21 protein-coding genes are annotated in these 26,195 nt (G+C 73.7%); 16 read left to right on the forward strand and 5 right to left on the reverse strand.

Features of this window, described 5'->3' with window-relative positions; all coding sequences use genetic code 11:
- The first annotated feature begins 14 nt into the window (after positions 1–14).
- Genes AB0I16_RS22465 through AB0I16_RS22475 form a run of 3 tightly spaced genes read left to right on the forward strand, consistent with a single transcriptional unit; the run spans position 15 to position 2,526 of the window.
- Positions 15–1,016 carry a beta-ketoacyl-ACP synthase III gene (locus tag AB0I16_RS22465; protein WP_363251242.1) on the forward strand — a complete coding sequence of 334 codons (1,002 nt, stop codon included), beginning with the start codon at positions 15–17 and terminating at the stop codon, positions 1,014–1,016.
- Positions 1,017–1,048: 32 nt separating this feature from the next.
- Positions 1,049–1,288, forward strand: a complete 240-nt coding sequence (locus AB0I16_RS22470; RefSeq protein WP_363251243.1) for an acyl carrier protein — start codon at positions 1,049–1,051, stop codon at positions 1,286–1,288.
- The gene (locus AB0I16_RS22475) at positions 1,288–2,526 is read left to right on the forward strand and encodes a beta-ketoacyl-[acyl-carrier-protein] synthase family protein (RefSeq protein ID WP_363251244.1); all 1,239 of its coding nucleotides are present in this window, start codon (positions 1,288–1,290) and stop codon (positions 2,524–2,526) included. The genes AB0I16_RS22470 and AB0I16_RS22475 overlap by 1 nt, the downstream gene beginning before the upstream one ends.
- A 74-nt stretch (positions 2,527–2,600) precedes the next feature.
- On the opposite strand, the gene AB0I16_RS22480 is transcribed toward AB0I16_RS22475, so the two are convergent.
- From AB0I16_RS22480 to AB0I16_RS22490, 3 genes are read right to left on the reverse strand one after another with little or no spacing between them, the layout of a single operon-like run.
- Positions 2,601–2,927, reverse strand: a complete 327-nt coding sequence (locus AB0I16_RS22480; protein ID WP_363251245.1) for a RedY protein — start codon at positions 2,925–2,927, stop codon at positions 2,601–2,603.
- A 55-nt stretch (positions 2,928–2,982) separates the two neighbouring features.
- Complete coding sequence (redW, locus tag AB0I16_RS22485; protein ID WP_363251246.1) at positions 2,983–4,161, reverse strand: L-prolyl-[peptidyl-carrier protein] dehydrogenase; 1,179 nt, start codon at positions 4,159–4,161, stop codon at positions 2,983–2,985.
- Entirely contained in the window at positions 4,158–6,905 is a 2,748-nt protein-coding gene (locus tag AB0I16_RS22490; protein ID WP_363251247.1) for a polyketide synthase, read from the reverse strand. The genes redW and AB0I16_RS22490 overlap by 4 nt, the downstream gene beginning before the upstream one ends.
- Here AB0I16_RS22490 and AB0I16_RS22495 point away from each other — a divergent pair.
- From AB0I16_RS22495 to AB0I16_RS22530, 8 genes are read left to right on the forward strand one after another with little or no spacing between them, the layout of a single operon-like run.
- Complete coding sequence (locus tag AB0I16_RS22495; RefSeq protein ID WP_363251248.1) at positions 6,904–7,428, forward strand: acyl carrier protein; 525 nt, start codon at positions 6,904–6,906, stop codon at positions 7,426–7,428. The two genes, AB0I16_RS22490 and AB0I16_RS22495, sit on opposite strands and share 2 nt — an antisense overlap.
- On the forward strand, positions 7,425–9,269 hold the full coding sequence (locus AB0I16_RS22500) for an aminotransferase class I/II-fold pyridoxal phosphate-dependent enzyme (protein ID WP_363251249.1): 1,845 nt from the start codon (positions 7,425–7,427) through the stop codon (positions 9,267–9,269). The genes AB0I16_RS22495 and AB0I16_RS22500 overlap by 4 nt, the downstream gene beginning before the upstream one ends.
- Before the next feature lie 10 nt (positions 9,270–9,279).
- Positions 9,280–10,866: an amino acid adenylation domain-containing protein gene (locus AB0I16_RS22505; protein ID WP_363251250.1), complete on the forward strand. Its 1,587-nt coding sequence runs from the start codon at positions 9,280–9,282 to the stop codon at positions 10,864–10,866.
- Between the two features lie 53 nt (positions 10,867–10,919).
- Positions 10,920–11,771, forward strand: coding sequence for an alpha/beta fold hydrolase (locus AB0I16_RS22510; protein WP_363251251.1), 852 nt, complete (start codon positions 10,920–10,922; stop codon positions 11,769–11,771).
- Positions 11,768–12,823: a class I SAM-dependent methyltransferase gene (locus tag AB0I16_RS22515; RefSeq protein ID WP_363251252.1), complete on the forward strand. Its 1,056-nt coding sequence runs from the start codon at positions 11,768–11,770 to the stop codon at positions 12,821–12,823. Before AB0I16_RS22510 ends, AB0I16_RS22515 begins: the two co-directional genes overlap by 4 nt.
- A 37-nt stretch (positions 12,824–12,860) precedes the next feature.
- Entirely contained in the window at positions 12,861–15,590 is a 2,730-nt protein-coding gene (locus AB0I16_RS22520; protein ID WP_363251253.1) for a PEP/pyruvate-binding domain-containing protein, read from the forward strand.
- Between the two features lie 3 nt (positions 15,591–15,593).
- Entirely contained in the window at positions 15,594–16,469 is an 876-nt protein-coding gene (locus AB0I16_RS22525; RefSeq protein WP_363251254.1) for a hypothetical protein, read from the forward strand.
- Between the two features lie 8 nt (positions 16,470–16,477).
- Positions 16,478–17,695: a RedV protein gene (locus AB0I16_RS22530; protein WP_363251255.1), complete on the forward strand. Its 1,218-nt coding sequence runs from the start codon at positions 16,478–16,480 to the stop codon at positions 17,693–17,695.
- Between the two features lie 249 nt (positions 17,696–17,944).
- Here the strand turns inward: AB0I16_RS22530 and AB0I16_RS22535 are convergent, their stop codons facing one another.
- On the reverse strand, positions 17,945–19,333 hold the full coding sequence (locus AB0I16_RS22535; RefSeq protein WP_363251256.1) for a cystathionine beta-synthase: 1,389 nt from the start codon (positions 19,331–19,333) through the stop codon (positions 17,945–17,947).
- Between the two features lie 157 nt (positions 19,334–19,490).
- Between AB0I16_RS22535 and AB0I16_RS22540 the strand changes: the two genes are divergently transcribed.
- The 4 genes from AB0I16_RS22540 (at position 19,491) to AB0I16_RS22555 (ending at position 25,502) form a co-directional block, all read left to right on the forward strand.
- A complete protein-coding gene (locus AB0I16_RS22540) occupies positions 19,491–20,510 on the forward strand; it encodes an SGNH/GDSL hydrolase family protein (protein WP_363251257.1) in 1,020 nt (339 codons plus the stop codon).
- 150 nt (positions 20,511–20,660) lie between these two features.
- Positions 20,661–22,700, forward strand: a complete 2,040-nt coding sequence (locus AB0I16_RS22545) for a serine/threonine-protein kinase (RefSeq protein WP_363251258.1) — start codon at positions 20,661–20,663, stop codon at positions 22,698–22,700.
- Between the two features lie 440 nt (positions 22,701–23,140).
- Positions 23,141–24,361, forward strand: coding sequence for an acetyl-CoA C-acetyltransferase (locus tag AB0I16_RS22550; RefSeq protein WP_363251260.1), 1,221 nt, complete (start codon positions 23,141–23,143; stop codon positions 24,359–24,361).
- A 304-nt stretch (positions 24,362–24,665) separates the two neighbouring features.
- Complete coding sequence (locus AB0I16_RS22555; RefSeq protein WP_363251279.1) at positions 24,666–25,502, forward strand: hypothetical protein; 837 nt, start codon at positions 24,666–24,668, stop codon at positions 25,500–25,502.
- A gap of 45 nt (positions 25,503–25,547) precedes the next feature.
- Here the strand turns inward: AB0I16_RS22555 and AB0I16_RS22560 are convergent, their stop codons facing one another.
- Complete coding sequence (locus AB0I16_RS22560; RefSeq protein ID WP_363251261.1) at positions 25,548–25,859, reverse strand: hypothetical protein; 312 nt, start codon at positions 25,857–25,859, stop codon at positions 25,548–25,550.
- A 102-nt stretch (positions 25,860–25,961) separates the two neighbouring features.
- Between AB0I16_RS22560 and AB0I16_RS22565 the strand changes: the two genes are divergently transcribed.
- Positions 25,962–26,192: a DUF4287 domain-containing protein gene (locus AB0I16_RS22565; protein ID WP_363251262.1), complete on the forward strand. Its 231-nt coding sequence runs from the start codon at positions 25,962–25,964 to the stop codon at positions 26,190–26,192.
- Positions 26,193–26,195: the final 3 nt, after the last annotated feature.

A 26,195-nucleotide genomic window follows, 5' to 3' on the forward strand; every position in this document is an offset into this window, starting at 1 on the left:
CGGGGACGGCGGCGATGGTCCGGACCTCGGTCGTCGCCGGTCTGGGCACCTGGCTGCCCGCCGGGGTCGTCACCAACGACGACCTCGGCAGGGAGCTGGACACCACCGACGACTGGATACGCAGCAGAACCGGCATCGGACGGCGCCACATCGCCGAACCCGGTGTCGCCACCTCCGACATGGCCGTCGAGGCGGGCGGGCGGGCGCTGAAGTCCGCCGGTGTGGCGCACGCGGACGCGGTGGTGCTCGCCACCACCACGCCCGACCGGCTCTGCCCGGCCACCGCGCCCCTGGTCGCCGCCCGGCTCGGCCTCGGCCCCGTGCCCGCCTTCGACGTCTCCGCGGTGTGCACCGGCTTCCTGTACGCGCTGGCCACCGCCCGCGGTCTCATCGCGGCGGGCACGGCCGACCGCGTCCTGGTGATCGGGGCGGACACCTACTCCAGCATCCTCGACCCCGGCGACCGGTCGGCCCGCGCCATCTTCGGCGACGGGGCGGGCGCGGTGCTGCTCCGCCCCGGCGGGCCGGACGAGCCGGGTGCGCTCGGGCCCGTGCTGCTCGCCAGCGACGGTTCGGGCGAGGAGCTGATCTCGGTGCGCTCCGGCGGGTCGCGGGAGCCGTTCCGCCGGGAGACCGCCGCCGACGCCGACCCGTACTTCCGGATGAACGGCAAGGCCGTCTTCCGCGGCGCGGTGGAGCGGATGTCGCAGAGCTCCCGGCAGGTCGCCGAGGAGTCGGGCTGGACGGCGGACTCCATCGACCGGCTCGTCGCGCACCAGGCCAACCTCCGCATCCTGTACGCGGTCGCCGACCGGCTCGGGCTGCCGCGCGAGCGCTGCCCCGTCCACCTGGACCGGGTCGGCAACACGGCCGCCGCCTCCCTGCCGCTCGCGCTCGCCGACGCGGTGGCCGCGCGACGGCTGCTGCCCGGCCACCGGACCGTACTGACCGCCTTCGGCGGCGGGCTCACCTGGGGCGCGACCGCCCTGACCTGGCCCGACGTACAACCTGCCTGACGCAAGAACCCACTTACCCTACGGAGAACCCCATGAGTGACGTGTACGCACGCTTCGTCGACCTCTTGGTGACGGGCTTCGGCGCCGAGGCCGGCGAAGTCTCCGAGAGCACCACCTTCATGGACCTGGAGCTGGACTCGCTCGCCCTGGTCGAGCTGACGATGGCGGCCCAGCAGGAGTTCGGCGTGCCGATCGGCGACGACGAGCTGCGTGCCGAGGACTCGATGGCGCACGTCGCCAAGGTCATCGAGGCCAAGCTGGTGGAGGTCTGATGGCGGCCGGTGAGGGCCGCTTCGACGCCGCCGTCACCGGCCTGGGGATGGTGACGCCCGCCGGCATCGGAGCCTCACCCACCTGGGAGCGGCTCTGTGCCGCCGAGGCCACCTGCGCGGGCCCCGTGGCCGCGCTGGAGGGCGGCGAGGTCGGGTTCGGCGCGCGGGTGCCGGACTTCGACCCGGTGGCGGCCATCGGGCGCCGCAAGGCGTGGCGGCTCGACCGGCACAACCAGCTCGCGCTCGCAGCCGCCGCGGAGGCGCTGGCCGACTCCGGGCTCGACCCCGCCACGTGGGACGGGGCCCGGGTCGGTGTGGTGCTCGGGGTCGGCCTGGGCGGCGCGGCCACCTGGGAGACCCAGCACCGCAAGCTCCTCGAACACGGCCCCGAGAGCGTCTCGCCGATGCTGATCCCCATGCTGGTCTGCAACATGTCGGCGGGGCACATCGCCATGGAGTACGGGGCGATGGGCCCGAACCTCGTCACGGCGACGGCCTGCGCCTCGGGGACCACCGCCATCGGCACCGCCCGCGACCTGCTCCGCAGCGGCGCCTGCGACGTGGTGCTCACCGGCGGCACGGAGGCGTGCGTGGTGCCTTCCATCGCCGGCGGGTTCGCGAGGATGGGGGCGCTGTCCCGGCACTCCGCCGACCCGGCGGTCGCCTCCCGGCCGTTCGACGTCCACCGGGACGGCTTCGTCCTCGCGGAGGGCGCGGCCGTGCTCGTCCTGGAGCGCCCCGGGGACGCGAGGGCCCGCGGGGCCCGTGTGCGGGCCCTGGTGAGCGGTTACGGGGCGTCGGCCGACGCGCACAACCCGACGGCGCCCGACCCCGAGGGCAGGGGCGCGGAGCTGGCGGTGCGCGCGGCGCTGCGCGACGCCGGGGTGGCGCCGCGGGAGGTCGCCCACGTCAACGCCCACGGCACCTCCACGCCGCTGAACGACGCGGCGGAGGCCAGGCTGATCCGCCGGGTCTTCCCGCACCAGCCGCCGGTGACGTCGGTCAAGGGCGTGCTCGGGCACACGCTGGGCGCGGCCGGGGCCATCGAGGCGGCGGCGGCCGCGCTGTCCCTTGAGCACTCCTTCGTACCGCCGACGGCGAACCTGGAGAGCCAGGACCCGGAGATCGACCTGGACGTCGTACGCAAGGAGGGCCGCGAGGGTCCGCTGTCCACGGTGGTCAGCAACTCCTTCGGGTTCGGCGGGCAGAACGCGGTGCTGCTCCTGAGCAGGGCCTGACGGCGGGGAGGGAACACGGAGGGGCCCCGGCCGCGATCTCGCGGCCGGGGCCCCTCCGTGCGGTGTGCCGGGACCTACCAGGAGGACCGCCGGGAGTAGCCGGAACCGACGCGCGTCCCCGCGATCTCGTCGACGACGACGGCCATGGTGCCGAAGACCTCCTCCAGGCCGTGGAAGGCGTCCAGCTTAATGTCCCGTGCGAAGGCGTCGCGGTCGTGCACGCCGATGATCTCGAAGTAATGGAAGGGCGCTTCGGGGTCGGTCGAGGCGCGCTGGACGCTGAACGTGCCGACGCTCGGCAGCTCGGCGCAGGTGGCGTAGTCGACGTCGCGGACCCAGCTCTCGAAGCGCTGCGGGTCGACGCCGGGGCGGAGCTTGATGCGGTGCACGATGTACTCCACGGGTCCTCCGGATGCGGGCGGTACGGGTACGGGTTGGCGGGTACGGGCGGCGGGGTCAGCGGGAGGCGCGCCGGCGGTGCGGCGCGCGGCCGAGGCCCATCGCGCGGGCGATGTTGTTCTTCTGGATCTCGTTGGTGCCGGAGAAGATCCGGGACGGCAGCGCGTCGCGCAGGAACGTCTCCGCCTCGCCGTCGACGATCCCGAGGCCGCCGCGCAGCTGCACGGCGTCGAGGCCGAGCTGCACGGCCGCCTCGCTCACGGCGAGCTTGGCGAGCGCGGGGCCCACCTCGTCGTGGCTGCCCTCGTCGAGGCCGACGGCGGCGCGGAAGAGCATCAGGCGCGCCGACTCGTAGCGCAGGGTCATGTCGACGATGCGGTGGCTGACCGCCTGGAACGAGCCGATGGGCGTCCCGAACTGCTCGCGCTCCCTGACGTACTCCACGGTGGAGTCGAGGAGGCGCTTCATGGCGCCGAGGTAGGCGGCGAACAGGCAGGTGCGCTCCCAGCGCATCGAGGACGTGAAGACGGCCGCGCCGCCGCCCTCGGCGCCGAGGACCTGGTCGGCCGGTACGAACACCCCGTCCAGGTGCACGTCGGCCATCGGTGAGCCGCGCAGCCCCACCTTGTCGTACGGGCGGCCGACGGTGAGGCCGGGTGCTCCGGCCTCCACCAGGAAGGAGGTGACGCCGAAGTAGCCGCCGGCGGGGTCGGTGACCGCCTGGACGAGGAAGACGTCGGCGACCGGTGCGTTGGTGGTGAAGCACTTGGCGCCGGTGAGGACGTAGCCGTCGCCGTCGCGGACGGCCCGCGTGCGCAGGCTGAGCGCGTCGGAGCCGGCGTCCGGCTCGGTGATGCCGTGGGCGGCGATCCGCTCACCGGAGGCGAGCGCGGGCAGCCACCGCTTCTTCTGCTCGGTCGTGCCGAACTCGACGACGGGCATCAGGCAGGCGTAGAGGTGGGCGGCGACGGAGAAGGCGAAGCCGGTGTCGCGGCAGCCCCTGCCGAGCGCCTCCATCAGCGCGGTGGCGGTGACCGCGTCGAGGCCCGAGCCGCCGAACTCGTCGGGCACGCAGGTGCCGGTCACGCCCTGCCGCCCGGCCAGCAGCCAGCGGCGGCGGAAGTCCGCGGCGTCGAACCGCTCCGGCGCCCCGAGCCGCTGCTCGGCGAAGTCCGTGAGCGTCGCGCACATCTCCTCGGTGTCCCGGTCGAAGGTGAAGCTGATCAGCGGGTTCATCGGGGGTGGTCCTCCTCGACCAGCAGGTGGTAGTTGATGCCGCCGGTGCCGAACGAGCTGACCGCGGCCCGGCGCGGGGCACCGGGAGCGGCGGGCCACGGCCGCGGGCGGGTGCCGATCACGGCGGGCAGGTCGTCGAGGCCGAGCGCCGGGTCGAGCCGCTCCAGGTGGGTGTGGGGCGGCAGTGTCCGGGCGCGCAGGGCGAGCAGCGTGCGCAGCAGCCCCGCGCCGCCCGCGGCGGCGAAGGTGTGGCCGACGAAGCCCTTGGCGGAGCCGATCTCCAGCGGCCTCGGGCGGGCGGTGCCGCCGTAGACCCGTCCGGTGGCGGTGATCTCCACGCGGTCGCCGACCCTGGTGCCGGTGCCGTGTGCCTCCAGGTAGTCCACGTCGGCCGGTCCGTGGGCGACCTGGGTGAACGCCTGGCGCATGGCCCTGACCTGGCCGTCGGCGTCGGGGGCGATCAGTGACTTGGCGTCGTTGGAGGCGCCGGAGCCGGTGAGCAGGGCGACGATGTCGTCGCCGTCCCGCACGGCGTCCGAGCGCCGCTTGAGCAGGAACAGCGCGCAGCCGTCGCCGGGCGTGAAGCCGTCGGCCCCGGCGCCGAAGGGCGTGATGCGGCTGTGCGAGAGCAGCCCGAGGGCCGAGCACAGCACCATGTCCCGCGCGGAGCAGGGCAGTTCGACGCCGCCGGCCAGGGCGTAGTCGACGGTGCCCGCGCGCAGCGCGGTCAGCGCCGTGTCCAGGGCCGCCAGCGAGGACGCGCAGGCCGCCTCCACCGCGAACGGCACGGCGTCGAGGCCGTACGCCCCGGCGATGAGCGCCGCCGTACCGCTGGCCAGGGCTCCGTCGAGGGTGTCCGCGGTCGGCTCGGCCGGGGGCCCGTACGCCTGGCGCGCGGTGCCGATGAGCCCTTCGACCTCGGCCGCGGAGAGCCCCTTGAGCGCGGTCAGATCGCGTACGGCGTCCTCCAGTTCGCCGAGGCTCCGGTCCACGTGGGCGCGGCGGTCGTTGGCCAGGCCGAGGTTCCCGGCGACGGCGAGCATCCCGCGTCCGGTGAGCGGGCGCCCGCCGTACCGGCCGAAGACCTCGTCGGCGACGGCCAGGGCCATGCGCTGGGCGGCGTCGAGCGCGGCGTACCGCTCGGGTGGTATGTCCGCGCCGGGCGGCGGGGACTGCGGGACGTCGGCCCAGCCGCCGAGGTCGGTGTAGCTGCGGTTGAGGCTCAGGGCGCCCGGGGCGTGGTGGAGTTCGCGGTCGAGGCGGTCGGCGGGGACGGGGCGCAGCCGGTCCTCGCCGCTCAGCATCAGCCGCCAGTAGGCGTCGGCGTCCTCGGCGTCGGCGAAGCGCCCGCCGTAGGCCACCACGGCGACGGGTTCCGGGAGCCGGGCGGCGCGCGGCACGGCCGCGGGTGCCGGCTCCGGGGCGGGCGCGGCTTCGGGCCGGTGTTCTTCGAGGATCAGGTGGCCGAGCGTGCCGGTGAGCGAGGCCCCGCTGACCGCGGCCCTGCGGGGCGTGCCGTCGGCGGGTGCCGTCCAGGGGGCCGCGGGGGCGGTTCCCGCCGCCGTGCGGTGCGCGGGCAGCGTGCGGTGGTGCAGCGCGAGCGCCGCCGTGGTGAGGGCGGCGATGCCCGCGTGGGCGAAGGTGTGCCCGGTCCGGTCGCGGGCGGCGCCGATCACCGGCGGCTCGGCGCCGGCCGACTCGGCGGCGAGCGCCGCGAGTTCCGCGCTCTCGGCCTCGGCCCCGGCGGCGGTCCCGGTGCGCTCGACGTAGCGCACGCCGCCCGGCTTCGCTCCGACGGCGCGGTGGGCGGCGCGGACGAGGTCGCGGCGGCGCTCGACGGAGGTCTCGTGGCGGAAGCGGCCCGGCGTGCCGTGGTGCCGGACGCGGCAGTCGGCGATCGTGGCGTAGATCCGGTCGCCGTCCCGCTCGGCGGCGGCGAGCGGCTTGAGCAGCACCGCGCCGACGCCTTCGACCGGTTCGCCCCGGTCCGCGGGTCCCGGCGACGGCAGCAGGCCCTTGGCCCGCAGCAGCGAGGTCAGCACCTCGCTCTCGTGCAGCTGTCCGGTGAGGACGAGGGCGCGCTCGGCGAGTCCGGCGCGCAGCGGGCCGAGCGCCTGGGCGAGGGCGACGAACGCGGTGGCGTCGGCCGCCTCGACGGCGAGCGTGCGTCCGCGCAGGCCGAACGCCGAGGCGATCCGGGCCGGGATGGTGCTGGCCATCTCGCCGACCCGGTCGTGCGGGGACGCGCCGAGGGTGCGCTGGAGCAGGCCGCGCAGCTCCTCGGCGGCCTGGCCCGCGTTCTCCACGGCCTCGGGCAGGCCGGTGGCGAGGGCGGCGCGCTCCACCTCGCGGGCGTAGGCGCTGCCCGCGATCCGCAGGGCGTTGGCGTACTGCCGGTCGAGGCCGAAGCAGGTGCCCACGACGACGTCGGTGCGGTCGTCGGGGCCGCCGGACCCCGCGCCCGCGTCCCGCAGACACTGGTCGGCGGCCTCCAGCATCAGCGGCTGCAACCGGGCCATGGACCGCGCCTGCACCGGCGGGATGCCGAAGCGGGCCACGTCGACCGCCGGCTCGTCCGGCGCCCAGCGGGCCGGGGACCGCGGGGCCCCGGATGCGTTCCTCACGTATTCCCAATAGGCATCGACTCCCATGACCCGAGGAGTGAGCGCGGCGATTCCGATGATCGCCGTACGCTCGTTCCCGATGTTCTCCCGCTGATCGCAGGTTGCGTCTTCGGAGTGCATGACAGGCAACTCCACATTCCGTCGTAACGGCAGGATGGCGAAATTCCGTGGAAACTTACCACAGAATTCCACGCCTTTGTCCCTGGCATTGTTTCCGGCCTGCCCGGCTCGGCGGGCCCGACCAGCGACAATCTCGAAGACCGGCCTGACCAGCAACGACACCTGCGCCAGCGGTTTCACATCCGGATCTCAGCAGGATGCAAGTCGCATCTGCGACAGTTGTCCCGGCTCGGCATTCTGCCGAAAACAAGTTAAGGCGGCCATGATTACTGAGCAGTCGATCATCGATTACATTGCGACGGCCTGGCTTGACGGTGACACCGAAGGGCTGGACAGCGAGACACCTCTCACCGAATTGAGCATCATCGACTCCGCCGGGATATTCGACCTGGTGCATTTCCTCCAGAGCGAATTCCGTATCACGGTGCCGCTGCACGAGGTCGCGCCCGGGAACTTCCAGACGGTCGGCGCCATCGCCGCGCTGGTCGACCGCATCCAGAACGAGAAGGAGGGTGCCCGATGAACGAGCCGGCCCAGACGTCCGAGGACCCCTCGCCCATCCACCGCCAGGTCGTCGAGATCGTGGCGTCCCGCACGCTGTACGACACCGCGCGGCTGCGGCCGGAGAGCGACCTGGAGGGCGAACTCGGCATCGACTCCGTCGTCCTGGAGTCGATCCTGGTGGCCCTGACCGAGCACTTCGGGCTCCCCCGCGAGCTGGACTCCGCGCCGGAGACCCTGCGCGACCTCGTGGCGGACGTGACGGCGGCGCTCGACGCGGCCCCCGGGCCCGCCGACGGCACGCCGGAGCTGCTGGAGACCCTCGTCGGCACGGCCATGCGGCACACCCACTACCAGCGCCACCAACTGGGCCTCGACGCCGACTTCGAGAGCGAGCTCGGCATCGACTCCGTCGTCCTGACGTCGATCATCGCGGACACCGCGGATGCCGTCGGCATCCCGCAGGACGCGACCGACGGCGTCCAGGCGACCACCTTGCGCAAGCTGCACGCCGAACTCGCGGCGCTCCGGCCGCTGGACGGCGGCGCCGTCCCCGCGCCGGCCGCGGACCGGGCGGCGGCGGGCACGGGCGCCGACGACTGGGACAGCCGCTCCATGAAGGACTTCATGGAGGAGCGCGACACCGACCTGTTCGCCAAGGCCCGGTCCTTCCGCGCCTACCGCGCCCGACGCGAGCAGGACAGGCTCTACTGGTACGGGATGCCGCACCGCGCGAGGAGCGGCAGCCGCGCGGTCATGTACGACGACCTGGAGGGCCGGGAGCGCGAGTTCCTGATGTTCGCCTCCAACGACTACCTCGGTCTCGCCGGGCACCCGAAGGTCGTCGAGGCGGTCTGCGACGCCACCCGCACCTTCGGCGCCACCCACACCGGCTCCCGCATCATCGGCGGCACCAACGAGCTCCACCGCGAGCTGGAGCGCCGCCTCGCCCGCCTCAAGGGCAGGGAGGCGTGCGCGGTCTTCCCCGGCGGCTACTCGGCCAACCTCGGCGTCATCTCCGGCCTGGTGAAGAGCTACGACGCGGCCATCGTCGACCGGCTCAACCACATGAGCATCGTCGACGGCTGCAAGCTCTCCGGCGCCGTCCGCAAGATCTACCGGCACAACGACATGGCCGACCTGGAGCGGGTGCTCCAGCGCTGCCGCGGCGAGGTCATGGGCAAGCTCATCGTGGCCGACGGCGTGTTCAGCATGCACGGCGACATCTGCGACCTGCCCGAGATCGTCCGCCTCGCCCGCGAGTACGACGCCCGGGTGCTGATCGACGACGCGCACGCCACGGGCGTCCTCGGCGAGCACGGCACCGGCACCGCCGAGCACTTCGGGCTCAAGGGCCAGGTCGACCTGGAGCTCGGCACGATGAGCAAGGCCCTCGCCGGCCTGGGCGGCTTCGTCGTCGGCGACCAGGACGTCATCGACTACCTGCGCTTCTACGCCAACTCCTACGTCTTCGCGGCGAACATCCCGCCCGGCACCGCGGCCGGCCTGATCGCCTCCATCGACGTCATGGAGTCCGAGCCGCAGCGGCTCACCCGCCTCTGGGACAACATCCGCACCCTGCGGTCCGCGCTCCTCGACGCCGGCTTCGACCTGGAGCGGTCCGAGAGCGCCATCCTGCCGATCGTCATCGGCGACGAGCGCACCGCGATGGAGATGGGCCGCGCCGTACGGGCCCGCGGCCTGTTCTGCCAGACCGTGGTCTTCCCCGGCGTACCGCTGGGCGACGCGCGGCTGCGGATCAGCGTCACCAGCGAGCACACGGCGGCCGACCTCCAGGAGGCGGCCGGGATCTTCGCCGAGGCCGGCCGGGAGACCGGGGTGCTGCCCCGGTCCGAGCGGTGAGGGGGCGGCCGTGAGGAAGGGGGACATCTCCGTGATCCGGCTGCCGCGCGGCCTGACCGGTGCCGAACTCGCCCGCACCGCGCTCACCGGCGACGACCCCGTCCCGTACGCGGAGCTGACGCGTCGCGTGGACGCCCTCGCCGGGCGGCTCGGCCAGGTGACCGCGGGGCCGGGCGAACGCGTCGCCGTCTGGCTCGGCAAGGGCACGCGCTACGTGACGGCGGTCCTCGCCGCCCTGGAGGCCGGATGCGTGTACGTGCCGCTGGACGGCGCCCAGCCCGCGGGCCGGGTGACGACGATCCTCGGTGACGCCGCGCCGACCGTGCTCTTCACCGACCACGGGCGGCTCGGGCGACTGGCCGGCGCGGAGCTGCCCGCCTCGCTGCGCACCGTCGTCCTCACCGACCCGGCGGACGGCCCCGGCGACCCCGTACGAGTACCGGCGACGGTGGCCGTCCACTCCTGGTCCGCGTTCACCGCCGACGCCCCGGACCGGCCCGCGGGCCGCGGACGGACGCCGGACGACCTGGCCGCCCTCCTCTACACCTCGGGCTCCACCGGGACGCCCAAGGGCGTGAAGATCTCCCACCGCAACCTCGCCAACTTCGTGGGCTGGGCCCTTGAGGAGTTCGAGGTGGGCCCCGACGACGTCTTCGCCAACCACGCCTCGTTCAACTTCGACCTCAGCACCTTCGACCTCTTCACCGCCCTCGCCGCGCGGGCCACGCTCTGGGTCGTCCCCGACGCCGCGGCCAAGGACGTCTCCGCGCTCGCCGCCGGCATCCGCGGCCACGGCGTCACGGTCTGGTACTCGGTGCCCTCGATCCTGCACCTGCTCACCGCGTCCGGGGCGCTGACCCCGGCGGAGACCCGCTCACTGCGGTACGTGCTCTTCGCCGGTGAGGTCTTCCCCATCGGGCAACTGCGCGCCCTGCGCGGCGTCCTGCCGCCGGACACCGCGCTGTACAACCTCTACGGGCCCACCGAGACCAACGTCTGCACCTACCACCGTGCCACCCCCGCCGACCTGGAGCGCGAGCACCCGCTGCCGATCGGCACCCCGATCAAGGGCGCCCACGTCCGGGTGGAGGACGAGCACGGCGACGCCGTCGACGCCCCGGGCGACCCCGGCGAACTCGTCGTCAGCGGCGAGTGCGTGACCCCCGGCTACTGGGGCCGCGAGCACGAGCCGGCCGCCGCCGACCACCGCTCGGGCCGCCACCGCACCGGCGACCTGGTGACGGTGGAGGAGGGGCGCCTGGTCTACCGGGGCCGCAAGGACCGCATGGTCAAGCTCTCCGGCTACCGCGTCGAACTGGGCGAGGTCGAGGCGGCCGTCCTGCGCCACCCGGCCGTCGCGGACGCCGCGGTGATCACCGCCGAGACCGGCGGCAGGACCGGGATCGCCGTGTACTACGTCCCGCGCGAGGGAGCGAAGCCGCCGAACCTGCTCCAGCTCAAGCAGCACTGCAAGGCGCTCCTGCCGCCGTACATGCTGCCGCACTCCGCGACCCGCCTCGCCCGGCTGCCGCGCAACGCCAACGGCAAGACCGACTACCGCGCGCTCGCCCTGGGCGCGGCGGAACCGCCGTCCTGACCACCGCCGCCCAGCCCGGGTTCCCGCCGGACCGCACACCCACCGAGGACGCCGTGCCACTGCCCGAACCGCCCCTTTGCACCCCACCGGACGCCCGTGCCGCCGGGCCCTGGTTCCCGCCGGGGACCGACCCGGCCCCCGCACCGGCCGCCCTCACACTGGTGTGCTTCCCCTACGCGGGCGGCACGCCCTCCCTCCACCGGCGCTGGAGCGGCCGGCTCGGCGACGGCGTCCGCGTGGCGCCGCTGCTCCTGCCCGGCCGGGGGCTGCGCCTGGCCGAGGAGCCGTTCACCGCGATGGGCCCGCTGGCCGACGCGGTCACCGACGCCCTGGCCGGCCGGCCGGACGACGGGGCTCTCGCGTTCTTCGGCCACAGCATGGGCGCCCTGCTCGCCTACGAGGTGGCCTGCACCCTGCGGGAACGCGGCCTGCCGGGGCCGCTCGGCCTCTTCCTCTCCGGCAGCAGGGCCCCGCACCAGTACGGCGACCGCGAGGACAGCACCCTGCCCGAGGAGGAACTGCTGGCGCTCCTCGGCGGCCTCGGCGGTCTCGGCGCCGGGCGGGCGGGGGTGCGCCGGGCGTTCTGGCACCGCAGGCTGCCCGCGCTCCGCGCCGACCTGCGGGCCTGCGACGACTACCGGTGGCGGCCCAGGGAGCCGCTGGACGTGCCGCTGACCGTGCTGGCCGGACGCGACGACCCGCTGGCCCGCCCCGCCCAGGCCGATTCCTGGCGCACGTACACCACCGGCGGCTTCGTCCGCCGCGAGGCGCCCGGCGGCCACTTCTACCTGCTCGACGACCCGGCTCAGGAGCTTCTCCTGCGCGAGCTGCGCGACTGGTGCGCGGGGCTCACCCGCGCCCACGCCCGCACCGGCCAGGACCGCACACCACCGAGGGACTCATGACTTCGAACGGACACCGTCGCACCGCCTCGCCCCTGACGACCGCGGCGACCGTCGTGCGGCTGCTGCGCTCCCCGCAGATCAGGCTGCTCCTCTCGCTCTCCGGCAAGCTCGTCACCCCCGTCTACCGGGCCGCCTTCCTGACCGGCGCCGCGAGCAGCGGCGTCCTGCGCGGGCTCGCCGAAGGCCCCGCCGACGTGCACACCCTGGCCGCCTCCCTCGGCGCCAAGGACGACACGCGCCGGCTCGCGCGCTGGCTCGACGCCGGGGTGAAACTCGGCCAGCTCCAGCGCAGGAACGGCACGTACGCCCTGCGGAGCCGGTCGGCCAAGCGGCTCGCCCGGGTCGAGAACGACGCCGCCGCCGGCGCGCTCGAAGAGGTCGTCCGCTTCCACCTGCCGGTGCTGCTCGACGCCCCGCGGATGGTGCGCGAGGGCCGCTCGTTCGGCCTCGGCGACCAGGACGGTTCGGTGATCGCCCGCTCCTCGCTGGTGGTGCAGCCCTTCATCGAGGAGGCCGTCTCCCGCGTCCTCGACCGCGAGAGTCCCGTCCGGCTCCTGGAGATCGGCTGCGGCAGCGGCGTGTACGTGCGGCACGCCGCCGCCCTCAACCCGCGGCTCACCGCCCTCGCCGTCGACCTCCAGCCCGAGGTCGCCGACGAGGCCGCGCGGAACATGGACCGCTGGGGCCTCACGGAGCGGGTCACCACCCGCCAGGGCGACCTGCGCACCCTCGCCCTCGACGAGCGCTACGACCTGGTGACCCTGCACAACAACATCTACTACTTCCCCGAGGCCGACCGGGTGGAGATCCTCGCCCGCGCCCGCGAGGCCCTGGCCCCCGGCGGCCGGCTGCTCCTGACCACCTCGTGCCAGGGCGGCGGCCCGAGCCTCGAAGTCCTCGGTCTGTGGTTCGAGTTCGCCGACTTCGGCGGGCCGCTGCCGGTGGCGGACGAACTCGTGCAGCAGCTGGTCAAGGCCGGGTTCACCGATGTGGAGGCGCACCGCATCGTCCCCGGCGAGCAGTTCCGCGCCTTCGTCGGCACCAACGCCTGACCACGCCACCCGTACCGGCCCCTTCAGGAGGACCCGTATGACCGCAACCGACGGCACACCGACCACGGAGAGCCCCGGACGGGACGACCGCTACGTCGTCACCCTCGGCTCGGGCGCCCCGGTCGCCGCCGAGCAGCTGGGCGGCAAGGCCGCGCGGCTCGGCGAGATGATCGACGCGGGCGTGCCGGTCCCGCCCGCCTTCTGCCTCACCACCGACCTCTTCCGGCGCTTCCTCGACGAGACCGGGCTCGCCGAGGAGCTGCGCACCGGCGACACCCCGATACGCAAGGAGATCGCCGCCCGAGAGCTGCCGGAGCCGATCGCCCGGCTGATCCTTGACGCGTACGCGGCACTCGGCAGGCCCCGTGTCGCCGTGCGGTCGTCGGCGAGCAAGGAGGACTCGGCGGCCCAGTCGTTCGCGGGCCAGCACGACACGGTCCTCGACGTCGGCGGCGACGAGGCGGTGCTGCACGCGGTGAAGGAGTGCTGGGCCTCCCTGTGGTCGGACCGCGCCACCGTCTACCGGGACGACCCCGCCTCCGTCGGCTCGATGGCCGTCGTCGTGCAGGAGATGGTCCACGCGGACGTCAGCGGCGTGCTGTTCACCATCGACCCGATGGGCGGCCGGCCGCACCGCATGGTCGTGGAGTCCTGCTGGGGCCTCGGCGAGGGCCTGGTCTCCGGCAAGGTCTCCAGCGACCTGTTCGTGGTGGACGACCGCACCCTGGAGGTCGTCGAGAAGCGCGTGCGGTACAAGGTCACCCAGTGCGCCGCCGTGGAGCCTGGCCGGGTCGCCCTGGTCAAGGTGGACCCGGCCCGCCGCGACCGGGCCAGCCTCACCAGCGAGCAGCTCGGCGAACTCGCCCGCCTCGCCGTGCAGGTGCGCGACAGCTACGGGGCCGAGCAGGACATCGAGTGGGTGCTCAAGGACGGCCGCGTCTCACTGCTCCAGACCCGGCCGATCACGACCAGGCCGCAGCCGGACACCCGGCACAGCCCGTACATCAAGGACGTGCCCGACCACGTCAGGCAGAACACCATGTGGTCCCGCATGGACATCGGCGAGATCTTCGTCGGGGCGATGACACCGCTCGGGCTGAGCTTCGCCCGCTACTACCAGCAGCACATCCACGGCGGCTGCGTCCGGTCCATCGGCACCCGCGACCACGGGGACATGGACCTGCACATGGGCTACCTCCAGGGCCACGTGTACCTGAACGTCTCCTACACCGCGCACGTCCTCACCCAGAGCCCGCCGACCAAGGACGCCGCCGTCTTCACCGAGCGCTTCGCCAGCGAGGAGGTGGACATGCCCTCCTACCGGTCGCCGTTCGGGCAGTTCACCAGCGGCGCGCGGAGCGTGGCCGCCGCCGGGCACTGGGCCCGCAGCTTCGCCGGGGAACTGGCCCGGATGCGCCGGCGCGCCCAGCGGATGGCCGCGTCCCGGCACCGCGCGTACGACCGGGCGCGCGCCATCGACCTGAGCACGCTCAGCCGCGCGGAGCTGGGCACGGAGTTCCGCAGGTACCTGGCGTACTGCGAGGCGATGAACGTCGGCTACATGCCGTACTACATCAACGCGTTCGCCTTCTACAGCGCCTTCTCCGACCTGTGCGCCCAGTGGCTCGGCGACAAGGGCACCAACCTGCAGAACCGCATCAAGACGGACATGTCCAACCTGCGGACCGTCGAGTCCGCCCGCGAGCTGTGGGAGCTGGCGCAGGCCGCACGGCGCCGCCCCGAGGTGCTGCGGACCATCATGGAGACGCCGCCGGCGGAGATCGAGCCGGCGCTGCGCGCCACCGACGAGGGCCGCGCCTTCTGGGACTCCCACGTCGCGCGGTTCATGCGCACCAACGGCACGCGTGGCCGCCAGGAGATGGAGCTGACCAACCCGCGCTGGGTGGACGACCCCTCGTACGTCTTCCAGATGGTCCGCCGCTACGCGCAGGACGAGCGCTTCTCCATCGACGGCCTGCTGCGCGGCGACGACTCCGCCGCCCGCGAGGCCGAGGCCGTGCTGCGCGAGCTGCCCGCCGTGAAGCGGGCCGTCCTGCGGAAGATCATGTCGCTCTTCGCCACCTGCAGCGAGCTGCGGGAGATCACCCGGATGGCGATGGTCACCTCGGTCTGGCTGGTGCGCACCGCCGTCTACGAGGTGGGCCGCAGGCTGGTCGACGAGGGCGTCCTGCGCTCCCTCGACGAGGTCGCCTACCTCGACTTCGAGGACATCCGCACCTACCTCGCGGGCGACCGCCCGGCCGCCGACGTCTTCCCGCAGGCCAAGCTGGTGGAGCGCAGGCGCACGCACGAGTACCACAACCGGCTGCCCGAGCCGCCGCTGACGTTCGTCGGCGAGTACGACGTGACGCAGACGCTGCGCGCGCCGGACGACGGCGCCCGCCTCGAAGGGCTCGGCTCCAGCCCGGGGCGGATCGTCGGGCGGGCCAGGATCATCGAGGACCTGGCCTGGCAGGCCGACGAGTTCCAGCCCGGCGAGATCCTGGTGGCCCGCTTCACCGACGCGTCCTGGACGCCGCTGTTCGCGATCGCGGGCGGCGTGGTCACCGACATCGGGTCGATGCTGTCGCACAGTTCGATCGTGTCCCGCGAGTTCGGGCTGCCGTCGGTGGTGAACTGCAAGTACGCCACCCAGCGCGTCAACACCGGCGACATGGTCGTCGTCGACGGCGACGCCGGTCTCGTCGAGGTCGTCCGGCCCGCCGAAGCCCCCGGCGCGGCGCCGGACACGGAAGCCGGGAACTGAGCGGTGCCCGCCCTCCCGACGGCCCCGCCGGACCCCTCCCGGCCGGCACCGCGGGCGCGCGTCGGCGGCCCGCGCCCGCCGGCCGCGCCCGGCGGGCGCCACGCGCTCCTCACCGGTCTCGAACACCGGCTGCGCCTCACGCCCCAACGCCCCCTGCTCGTCCACCGCACCCCGGGCCCGCTCACCTTCGCCGTGGTCTCCATCGCCTGGCTGCGGAGCCTCGGGGCACCGGCGCGGGACCACCTCGCCGAGACCCGGCTGCACCCGGACGAACTCGCGAGGCTGCGCGGGTTCGCCCTGCCGAAGCGGCGGACGGAGTGGCTCGCGGGGCGGCTCGCCGTGAAGCACGCGGTCACGGCACAGCTGCTCGGCGGCGGGCCCGGCGCCCCGGACGCGGGCGCCGGCGGGCCCGACCCGCGGGACATCGTCGTCCACGCGGTGCCCGAGGGTCCGCGCGCCGGGAAGCCCTACGTCCGCGAACCCGTGCACATCGGGCTCTCCCACTCCCTCGACTTCGCGATCGCCGTCAGCGGCGCCCAGCCGCTCGGCATCGACCTGGAGGGGCGCCCCGTCGGACCGCACCTGGCCCGGCTCCTCGACGTGCCCGCCACCGGCCGCGCCCCGGCCGGACTGCGCCGGGTGGCCGCGATGCCGCTGCCGCTGCGCTGGGCCTGCCGGGAGGCGGTGGTCAAGTGCACCGGCGTCGCGGGGCCGGGCGCGCTGCACCAGACCCGGATCACCGACTGGCGGCCCGACGGCACCTTCCACTGGACCCCCGGCGCGGCGCTCCTCCGCCACGCCCCCGGGGCCGACGCCCTGCCGGCCCACGGCTGGGCGCGGCAGCTGGGCACCTACGCACTGGCCGTCACCTGGAGATAGGACTCCCCGTGGTCCCCGCAGAACCCATCCCGTCCCGCACCCTGGTCACCTGCAGCGATTTCGGCCGCGCCCTGCGGACCGCCGCCGGGACCGCGCGGCTCGCCCCGTCCTCGCACAACTGCCAGCCCTGGGCGCTGCTCAGGCTGAGCGGCGCGGACGCCCGCGCGAGCGCCGTCCGGCTGCTGCGCCGACCGGACGGCGGTCCCGCGCGCGCGGACAGCGAGTACGTCGCCGTCGTCCTCGACCGCGGCAGGCAGCTCGACTCGCTGGCCGCGCACGAACTGGAGATGCAGCTGAGCTGCGGCGCCTTCACCCAGCTCCTGACCCGGTCCCTGGCCTGCCAGGGGTGGTGGCTGGAACGCGCGGCGCTCACCGACGAGCCCGGCGGCTGGGCCCACCGCAGCGTCCCCGCCCCGGTGCGCGCGCTGCGCGACGCGGGCTGGCGCCCCGACTGGTCCCTCCTCGCCGTCCTGGAACTCCGCTACGCGGGCATGCCCGAGGGCAGCCTGACGGAGTACCAGCAGCTCACCGCGGTCCGCAGGACCAACCGCGGGCCCTACCAGGACCGTGCCGTGCCGGCCGACGTCCTCGAACAGCTGCTCAAGCCGGCGCCGGGGCTCGCCGCCGAGGCCGACGTCGACATCAGGCACCTCACCGCGCGGTCCGACCTCGACCGCTTCGTGTCCTTCGTCGCGCGGCACGCGGGCCGGGACTTCGGCCACCCCGCGGCCTGGCGCGAGACGCACGCGTACATCCGCCCCACCCGCGCCGAGGCCGAGCGGCGCGGCGACGGCTTCGCCCTGAGCCAGTTGTTCGGGCCCCTGCACCCGCTGCGGGCCGCGGCCCTGCGCGCCGCGCTGCGCCCCGCCACCATGCGGGTCCTCCGGCACGTGGGCTATCCGCGGGTCCTGGCCTCCCGGATGGCCGCGGCGATCCGGCCCACTCCCGCCGTGGTCGCCATGGGCCTGGCGTCGGCCTCGCCGGGAGCCGCGGACGTCCTGCGCGCCGGCGCACGGCTCGCCGACTACTGGCTGACGGCCACGCGGCACGGCCTCGCGCTGCACCCCATCAGCATCGTCCTCCAGCACGAGGACCTGCGCGAGCGGCTCCAGTCCTGCCTGGGGCTGCCGGGACGCACCGTCTTCGTCAGCCGGCTGGGCCACGCCGAGACCGGCTTCCCGCCGGCGCCGCGCCGGGCGGCGGACACGTTCACGCACACCCTGTAGAGCCGTCCGCGGGGACCGCCGCACCCCCGGGTGGACCAGGGGGCGGGACGACGGCGGTCCCCGCGGGGGGCGCGCGCCGGGTCAGGCCGGGCCGCGCCCCGGCGTCCGTGGAGGTCCGGGAGCCGCTCCGGAGTTCCTGACGCCGACCTCCACCAATATGCCGGAGCCGTGTTAAGCGGGTGCTGCGTCCACATGACGTGCTCGTACCGCTTCCGCGAAGTCCGGTGTCCGGCCCCCGGCCCGGGGCCGCTACTTCTGCTGCTCCGCGAGGAAGGCGAGCAGGTCCTGGCGGCTGACGACGCCGGTCGGCTTGCCCTCGACCAGGACGATCGCCGCGTCCGCGCCGCCGAGCACCGACATCAGGTCGGCCACGGGCTCACCGGAGCCGACCTGCGGCAGCGGGTCCGACATGTGCTTCTCCAGCGGGTCGGAGAGCGAGGCGCGCTGCGCGAACAGGGCGTCGAGCAGCTCCCGCTCCACGACCGAGCCGATGACCTCCGCGGCCATCACGTCGGGGTGGCCGGCGCCGGGCTTCACGATCGGCATCTGGGAGACGCCGTACTCGCGCAGCACGTCGATGGCCTCGCCGACCGTCTCCTCGGGGTGCATGTGCACCAGCGACGGCAGCGCGCCGCCCTCCTTGCGGCGCAGCACGTCACCGACGCGGGGCGCGTCGCCGGCCTGCTCAAGGAAGCCGTAGTCGTTCATCCACTCGTCGCTGAAGATCTTGCTCATGTAGCCGCGCCCGGAGTCCGGGAGCAGCACGACCACGACGTCGTCGGGGCCGAGCCGCTCCGCGACCCGCAGTGCCGCCACGACCGCCATGCCGCAGGAGCCGCCGACGAGCAGCCCCTCCTCCTTGGCCAGGCGCCGCGTCATCTGGAAGGAGTCCTTGTCGGACACCGCGATGATCTCGTCGGTGACATCGCGGTCGTACGCCGTCGGCCAGAAGTCCTCGCCGACGCCCTCGACGAGGTAGGGCCGCCCGGAGCCGCCGGAGTACACGGACCCCTCGGGGTCGGCGCCGACGACGGTGACCGCGCCCTCGGAGACCTTCTTCAGGTAGCCGCCGGTACCGGAGATGGTGCCGCCGGTGCCGATGCCCGCCACGAAGTGGGTGATCCTCCCGTCCGTCTGCTCCCAGAGCTCGGGGCCCGTGGAGTGGTAGTGGGAGAGCGGGTTGTTCGGGTTGCTGTACTGGTCGGGCTTCCAGGCGCCCGGCGTCTCGCGCACGAGGCGGTCGGAGACGTTGTAGTACGAGTCCGGGTGCTCGGGGTCGACGGCGGTGGGGCAGACGACGACGTCGGCGCCGTACGCGCGCAGCACGTTGATCTTGTCGAGCGACACCTTGTCCGGGCAGACGAAGATGCACTTGTAACCCTTCTGCTGGGCCACGATGGCGAGGCCGACCCCGGTGTTGCCGGACGTCGGCTCGACGATGGTGCCGCCGGGCCTCAGCTCCCCGCTCTGCTCGGCCGCCTCGATCATGCGCAGCGCGATGCGGTCCTTCACGGAGCCGCCGGGGTTGAAGTACTCGACCTTGGCCAGGACAGTCGCCTGGATGCCCGCGGTCACGTTGTTGAGCTTCACCAGCGGGGTGTTGCCGACGAGGCTGATCATCGAATCGTGGAATTGCACCGTTGTCTCCGGGCTGCGATGTAGTGCGACGGGTTTGGTGCCGTCAGCCTAAGGGTCCGCCTCATCCGTTCACCTCCGCTCGCGATTGGCCGACCGTGCTTACGGGGCAATGAGTGGATGTACGGGCGAATCGGCGACGAGGAGGTGGCTGCGGGGCATGTCGAGGGCGAGGGTGGCACGACGGATCGCGGCGGGCGCGGCCTACGGCGGCGGGGGCATCGGGCTGCTCGGCGCCGCCGCGGTGGGCGTGGTGTTCGCCGAGGTGCAGCTCGCGAAGCGGTACGTGGGAGGCGGGGCGCACGCCGATCCACCGCGGGCGGACGGCCGCTACGGCCGGGCGTTCCCCGACGACACGGAGCGTCCCCCCAGCTCGGAGCCGCTGCGGTTCGCCATGCTCGGTGACTCCACGGCCGCGGGGCAGGGTGTGCACCGGGCCAGGCAGACCCCCGCGGCGCTGCTCGCCTCCGGGCTCGCGGCGGTCGCCGAGCGGCCCGTCGACCTGCGGAACGTGGCGCTGCCCGGCGCCCAGTCCGACGACCTGGACCGGCAGGTGACGCTGATCCTCTCGGACCCGTCCTGGGTGCCGGACGTCTGCGTGATCATGATCGGTGCCAACGACGTGACGCACCGGATGCCGGCGACCCGCTCCGTGCGGTACCTCGCCGCGGCCGTGCGGCGGCTGCGGACCGCCGGGGCGGAGGTCGTGGTGGGTACGTGCCCCGACCTCAGTACCGTCGAGAACGTCTACCAGCCCCTACGGTGGCTGGCCCGCCGGGTCTCGCGGCAGCTGGCCGCGGCGCAGACGATCGGCGTGGTCGAGCAGGGCGGGCGGACCGTCTCCCTCGGTGATCTGCTCGGCCCCGAGTTCGCGGCGAACCCCCGGGAACTGTTCGGTCCCGACAACTACCACCCCTCGGCCGAGGGGTACGCGACCGCGGCCATGGCGGTCCTTCCCACGCTCTGCGCGGCGCTCGGGGTGTGGCCGGAGGAGGAGCACCCGGACGTCTCGCGGGACGAGGGCTTCCTGCCGGTGGCCCGCGCGGCGGCGCAGGCCGCCGCGGAGGGTGGCACGGAGGTCACGGCGGCTATGCCGTCCGGCCCCCGGGGGCCGTGGGCCCTGCTCAAGCGCCGTCGCCGCCGCCGCATCCAGGCCCCGGAGCCCTCACCGGCCCACTGACCGGGACGACGCCCCAACGAGCCGCGGACGTCGGGCCCTTGGGGCTCGTCACGCGGGGGCGCACTGTTCGCCACCGCCACATCTCCATGCTCTGCGCGCGCTGCGGACCGAGCATCTACTGTGGTCTGCATCCAGTTGCGAGGGGGGCGCATGCAAGGGGAAGACAGGGCCGGGTCCGGAGGTGGCTCCGGCGGGCCGTGGACGGGCAGCACGCCGCGCCAGGCGGGCTCCGGGGCGGCTCAGCACTGGCCCACGGCACCGTCCCAGGAGACCCCGTCGGCGCCCGCGCGCCCGCACGCGGTGATCGAGGACCGCTACGAACTGGTGGAGCCGATCGGCAGCGGCGGCATGGGCGAGGTGTGGAAGGCATACGACCGGCGGCTGCGCCGGTTCGTCGCCGTCAAGGGCCTGCTCGACCGGAACGCCGTGGCCGCAGGCTCCCAGGCCTCGGCGATGCAGCGGGCGCGCCGGGAGGCGGAGGCCATAGCCAAGATCGAGCATCCGAACGTGGTGACGGTCCACGACCAGATCGAGACCGACACCCAGGTCTGGATCGTGATGAAGCTGCTCGACGCCGCGTCGTTGGCGGACCTGCTGTACGAGCAGAGGGTGCTCGCCGTGCCGAGGGCGGCGGACATCGGCCACCAGATCCTCCAGGGGCTGCGGGCGGTGCACGCGGCGTCGGTCCTCCACCGCGACGTGAAGCCGGGCAACGTGCTGGTCCGGGACGACGGGCAGGTGATCCTGGTGGACTTCGGGATCGCGACGTTCGAGGGGGCCACCCCGCTGACCCGGTCGGGCAGCGTCATCGGCACGCCCCCGTACCAGGCGCCCGAACTGTTCTTCAGCGGCCCCAGCCCCGCCTCGGACCTGTGGGCCCTGGGGGTCACGCTGTACGAGATGGTCGAGGGCGGCCTTCCCTTCGGCGGCAGGGAGCCCTGGGAGGTCCAGGCGAGCATCGAGCGGTCGCCGCACCCCGTCCTGCGGTACGCGGGCCCCCTCGCCCCGGTGATCCGGGGGCTGCTGCGCACGGACCCCGCCGAGCGCCTGGACACGCCCACGGCGGACGGCATGCTGCGCGAGGTGCTGGGCGCCCCGTCGAACGCCGCCCCGGCCGGGACAGCGCCGCGGACCCCGGAGCCCGTACGCACACCCGCGCCCGCGCCCGAGCCCGCGCCCGCACCCGCACCCGCACCCGAGCCCGTGCTCACCCCGGAGAAGGCCCCGCGGCCCGGCTCCCGCAGGGGCACGAAGCGGGCCGTGGCGGCGGCTCTGGCCGTGGTGCTGCTGTCCGCCGCGGGCTGGCTGGTGGCGGAAGGATTCGGCTCGGGAGGCAAGGCCGATGACAAGGCCGGCGGTGCCGTCGGCCCGGACGGCCGGGACGGCGCGGCCGGGGCACAGGCGTGGCGGGACTGGAAGCAGGCCCACCCCCAGTTGAAGATCGGCGTCAAGGCCGACCAGCGGGGGCTGAGCCTGCGCAAGGGCAAGGACAGCGAGGGGAACCACACGTACGCGGGCCTCGACATCGACATGGCCCACAAGGTGGCCCGGGACCTCGGGTACGAGGCCGACGACGTCGAGTTCGTCGAGGTCACGTCCGGGAACCGGGACAGCCACCTGAAGAGGAAGGCGGTGGATCTCGTCATCGCCTCGTACACCATGCGGAAGAGCGCCGAGATCGACTTCGTCGGCCCGTACTACGAGGCGGGCCGCGGGTTCCTGGTGCGCAAGGACTCGGTGCGGCACGGGGAGATCAAGGACTCCAGCTATCTGAAGGCCGAGAAGGTGGAGGTGTGCACCGCCAAGGGCTCGACCTACGCGAAGGACCTTCCCCCGCTCGGCTTCACGCTGATGGAGTCGCTGCCTGCGACCTACCAGTACTGCCTGGAGCAGCTGCTGAGCGGGGAGACGAACGTCTACGCGGTGGCCTCGGACGACGCGGTCCTCGCGGGCTACGCCCAGTCCGACGAGGTCACGATGCTGGACCCCATCGAAGGCACGGAGAGGTACGGCGTGGCGATGCGTTCCGATACACCGGCCCTGAAGAGGAAGGTGTGCTCGGCGGTGGCGGCGGTCCTTGAGGACCGGCAGGGGTGGAACGCCATGTACCGGAGGAATCTGGCCCCTCTGCTCAAGAAGCCCACGCTGGGCGTCCCTGACCTGGACCCGAAGGCGTGCCCGGACAGCTGAGAGCCTGTGTCATGACCCCGGCCGGGCGTGCGACGCCTGGCACGCACTCCCCCACGCCTGAAGGGCGCGGGGGGACCCCCATCGAGGACGCTCCGGCGCCTTGCGATCGCACGCACCGGACGCCGCACGCTGATCCGACCGGGGTGATGACACAGACTCTGAGCGGACAGCGGGCGACGGCCCAGGACGAGGGGCGCGGGGAATCGCGCGGCCGGCCCGGGGCGGCCCACGGAGGCCATGGCCCGAAGCCGCCGGGCAGCGGCGGCACGGCCCCGCCGCGGGGGCGCCGGCCGGGGCCCGGCGGCCTGAGCGCCCGCTTAGAAATGCGTCCCGCATCACAGCCCCGCCCCCGTGACGGTCACCACTACGTGCAGGTAACTTCCCAGGGAGTCCAGCCGAAGCCCCACCGTCAGGGGCGCCCCGCCAGAGGAGAGCCCGAGATGCCCGAAGCCGTGATCGTCTCTGCCGCCCGCACCCCGATCGGCCGCGCCTTCAAGGGCTCGCTGAAGGACCTGCGCCCGGACGACCTGACCGCCACGATCATCGAGGCCGCCCTCGCCAAGGTCCCGGAGCTGGACCCGAAGGACATCGACGACCTGATGCTCGGCTGCGGCCTGCCCGGCGGTGAGCAGGGGCACAACCTCGGCCGCATCGTCGCCGTGCAGATGGGCATGGACCACCTGCCCGGCTGCACGATCACCCGCTACTGCTCCTCCTCCCTCCAGACCAGCCGCATGGCCCTGCACGCCATCAAGGCGGGCGAGGGCGACGTCTTCATCTCCGCCGGCGTGGAGATGGTGTCCCGCAGCGTGAAGGGCACCAGCGACGGCCTGCCGGACACCCACAACCCGCTCTTCGCCGACGCCGAGGCCCGTACCGCGGCCGTCGCCCAGACCGAGGGCTCCACCTGGCACGACCCGCGCGAGGACGGCCTGATCCCGGACGCCTACATCGCGATGGGCCAGACCGCGGAGAACCTCGCCCGCAGCAAGGGCGTCACCCGCCAGGACATGGACGAGTTCGGCGTCCGCTCGCAGAACCTCGCCGAGGAAGCCATCAAGAACGGCTTCTGGGAGCGCGAGATCACCCCGGTGACCACCCCCGACGGCACGGTCGTCAGCAAGGACGACGGCCCCCGCGCGGGCGTCACCATGGAGGGCGTCCAGGGCCTGAAGCCCGTCTTCCGCCCCGACGGCCTGGTCACCGCGGGCAACTGCTGCCCGCTGAACGACGGCGCCGCCGCCCTCGTGATCATGAGCGACACCAAGGCCCGCGAGCTCGGCCTGACCCCGCTCGCCCGCATCGTCTCCACCGGCGTCACCGGCCTCTCCCCCGAGATCATGGGCCTCGGCCCGGTCGAGGCCAGCAAGCAGGCGCTCCGGCGCGCCGGTCTCACCATCGGCGACATCGACCTGGTCGAGATCAACGAGGCGTTCGCCGCCCAGGTGATCCCCTCCTACCGCGACCTGGACATCCCGATCGAGAAGCTGAACGTCAACGGTGGCGCCATCGCCGTCGGCCACCCCTTCGGCATGACGGGCGCCCGCATCACCGGCACGCTCATCAACTCCCTCCAGTTCCACGACAAGCAGTTCGGCCTGGAGACGATGTGCGTCGGCGGCGGCCAGGGCATGGCGATGGTCATCGAGCGCCTCAGCTGACCCGGACGCGCACTTCGGCCGGCTCGGTCGAACAACCGGAAAACGCACGTTTTCGTTGACGCAGAGTTCGCGTGAATGAGCGCTCCGTCTCTGCATCTTTTCGTGACCCAATCTCCCCCAGGATGTGACCTGCGTCCTGGGGGAGACACATATGACCAGCTCAGAGCCGCTCTACGGATATACGCCGGGCCCAAAGTCCTGTCCACTTCGTGACGTAATGCACTGACAGCAGGATCGTGCAGGCTTCAAGCTGATGTAGGAAGTCGGGGGTCGACTTGAAACCGGGAGTACGTCAGTGAGCGCCATGCCTCTTGCCCTGCTGCTCTCCGCGGCCGCTGCCACGGCCGTGGGCGCCGCCGTCCTGCACGCCGTGTACGGGCTCCGGAAGCAGCTCGCTGAGATCAGAACCCTCCAGACCGAGCTGGCCCGGGGCCGCGCCGATGACGCCCCGCACGCCGCGGTGCCGGCCGCCCGCACCGCCCTGGACACCGACGAGATACGCGCGGCCGTCGCCGAGGCGCTCGCCGAGGAGCGGGAGCGCGAACTCGCCGAGGCCCGCGCGTTCTGGGCCGCCCAGGAGACCCGCGACGGCATGGACGCCCCGTCCCTCCTGCACGGCCTGCCCGGTCTGCCCGACGGCATCGCCGACGAGCTGTTCCTGCCGCGCCAGGCGGACTTCGCGGGCCTTGAGGCGGACAGCCTGGAGCCGGTGACCGAGCCCTTCGCCGAGCCCGCGGGCGACGAGTTCGCCGGGGACTCCCCCGAGCTGGCGGCGGCGCGCCGCCGCCACCCCTCGCACCCGGACTTCGTGCCGGTGCAGACGCCCGCCGCCGACGGCTACGGCGACCACGAGCGCACGGTGGCCTGCCTGGAGGAACTGGCGGACGCCCGCACCGCCCTGGCCGACGTCCGGCCGGGCCCGCTGGGCACCCTGGACGTGTACGTCTTCGCGGACGGCACGACGCTCTGCATGACGCCGGGCCACCGCGAGACGGCGGAACTGCTCGCCCACGCCCTGCGCGAGGGCCGGGCGCCGGTACTGCTCGGCGGCTCGGGCATCTCGGGCGCGTACGCCCTGACGTTCGAGTGCGGCACCGAGAACGTCTACATCCTCGCCGACCGCGTCATCGCCTCGGTCTGAGACACCGCTCCGGCAGGGCCGGGGTGCGGGGAGCCTTCGAGCTCCCTACACCCCGGCCTTCTTCTGTGCCTGCGCCACGAGTTCGAGCGTCCGCGCCAGCTCGTCGGGGTCCTTCAGGACGAGGGCCAGGTCGTGCCCCGCGACGGTGATCTGGTCGGCGGCGGCGAACATCCCCGCGTCCGGCATCTCCCGCGGCGGCGCCCCCGGTTCCTCGATGGCCTGGGCGCGCACCGCCAGCTCCCTGGCCAGGGCGAGCGCCTCGGTCGCCGCCCCGCGCTGCAGGCGGCTCTGCGGCGCGGCCCGCAGCCGGTCGGCGAATTGGTCCACTGCGGCAGTCAAAGGCGTCGTATCGAGCACTCCGCGACCTTATGCGCCTTTGCGGGACTGTTGCCAACGCCCCGGCGCTCAGGCACGGTGTCGTGAAGGACGGAACACATCGCGACGCGTCCGGAGGCGCCGATGTCACAAGTCTTCTCCGAGGAGACCCACCGCAACATGCTCGCCCGCATCCCCCACTGCACCGGTCGAGAAGTCTCCGACTGGCTCCGCGCCGTGGACGAAGGACCCTCCCTCTTCCGCTTCGAGGAGAAGGTCAGCTGGCTCCGCGCCGAGCACAACCTCGCATACGGCCACGCCAAGGCGATCATCCACGAGTACGACCTGCGGCGGGCCGCCCGCAACCTGCTCTGAAAT

The sequence above is a fragment of the Streptomyces sp. NPDC050703 genome, from assembly GCF_040654435.1.
GTDB lineage: Bacteria > Actinomycetota > Actinomycetes > Streptomycetales > Streptomycetaceae > Streptomyces.

Coding starts and splice junctions, on each gene's coding strand:
- AB0I16_RS22550 (WP_363251260.1), top strand. CDS start 23,141: ATGCCCGAAGCCGTGATCGTCTCTGCCGCCCGCACCCCGATCGGCCGC.
- AB0I16_RS22515 (WP_363251252.1), top strand. CDS start 11,768: ATGACTTCGAACGGACACCGTCGCACCGCCTCGCCCCTGACGACCGCG.
- AB0I16_RS22520 (WP_363251253.1), top strand. CDS start 12,861: ATGACCGCAACCGACGGCACACCGACCACGGAGAGCCCCGGACGGGAC.
- AB0I16_RS22540 (WP_363251257.1), top strand. CDS start 19,491: ATGTCGAGGGCGAGGGTGGCACGACGGATCGCGGCGGGCGCGGCCTAC.
- AB0I16_RS22470 (WP_363251243.1), top strand. CDS start 1,049: ATGAGTGACGTGTACGCACGCTTCGTCGACCTCTTGGTGACGGGCTTC.
- AB0I16_RS22475 (WP_363251244.1), top strand. CDS start 1,288: ATGGCGGCCGGTGAGGGCCGCTTCGACGCCGCCGTCACCGGCCTGGGG.
- AB0I16_RS22565 (WP_363251262.1), top strand. CDS start 25,962: ATGTCACAAGTCTTCTCCGAGGAGACCCACCGCAACATGCTCGCCCGC.
- redW (WP_363251246.1), bottom strand. CDS start 4,161: ATGAACCCGCTGATCAGCTTCACCTTCGACCGGGACACCGAGGAGATG.
- AB0I16_RS22545 (WP_363251258.1), top strand. CDS start 20,661: ATGCAAGGGGAAGACAGGGCCGGGTCCGGAGGTGGCTCCGGCGGGCCG.
- AB0I16_RS22555 (WP_363251279.1), top strand. CDS start 24,666: ATGCCTCTTGCCCTGCTGCTCTCCGCGGCCGCTGCCACGGCCGTGGGC.
- AB0I16_RS22465 (WP_363251242.1), top strand. CDS start 15: ATGGTCCGGACCTCGGTCGTCGCCGGTCTGGGCACCTGGCTGCCCGCC.
- AB0I16_RS22495 (WP_363251248.1), top strand. CDS start 6,904: ATGACAGGCAACTCCACATTCCGTCGTAACGGCAGGATGGCGAAATTC.
- AB0I16_RS22490 (WP_363251247.1), bottom strand. CDS start 6,905: ATGCACTCCGAAGACGCAACCTGCGATCAGCGGGAGAACATCGGGAAC.
- AB0I16_RS22500 (WP_363251249.1), top strand. CDS start 7,425: ATGAACGAGCCGGCCCAGACGTCCGAGGACCCCTCGCCCATCCACCGC.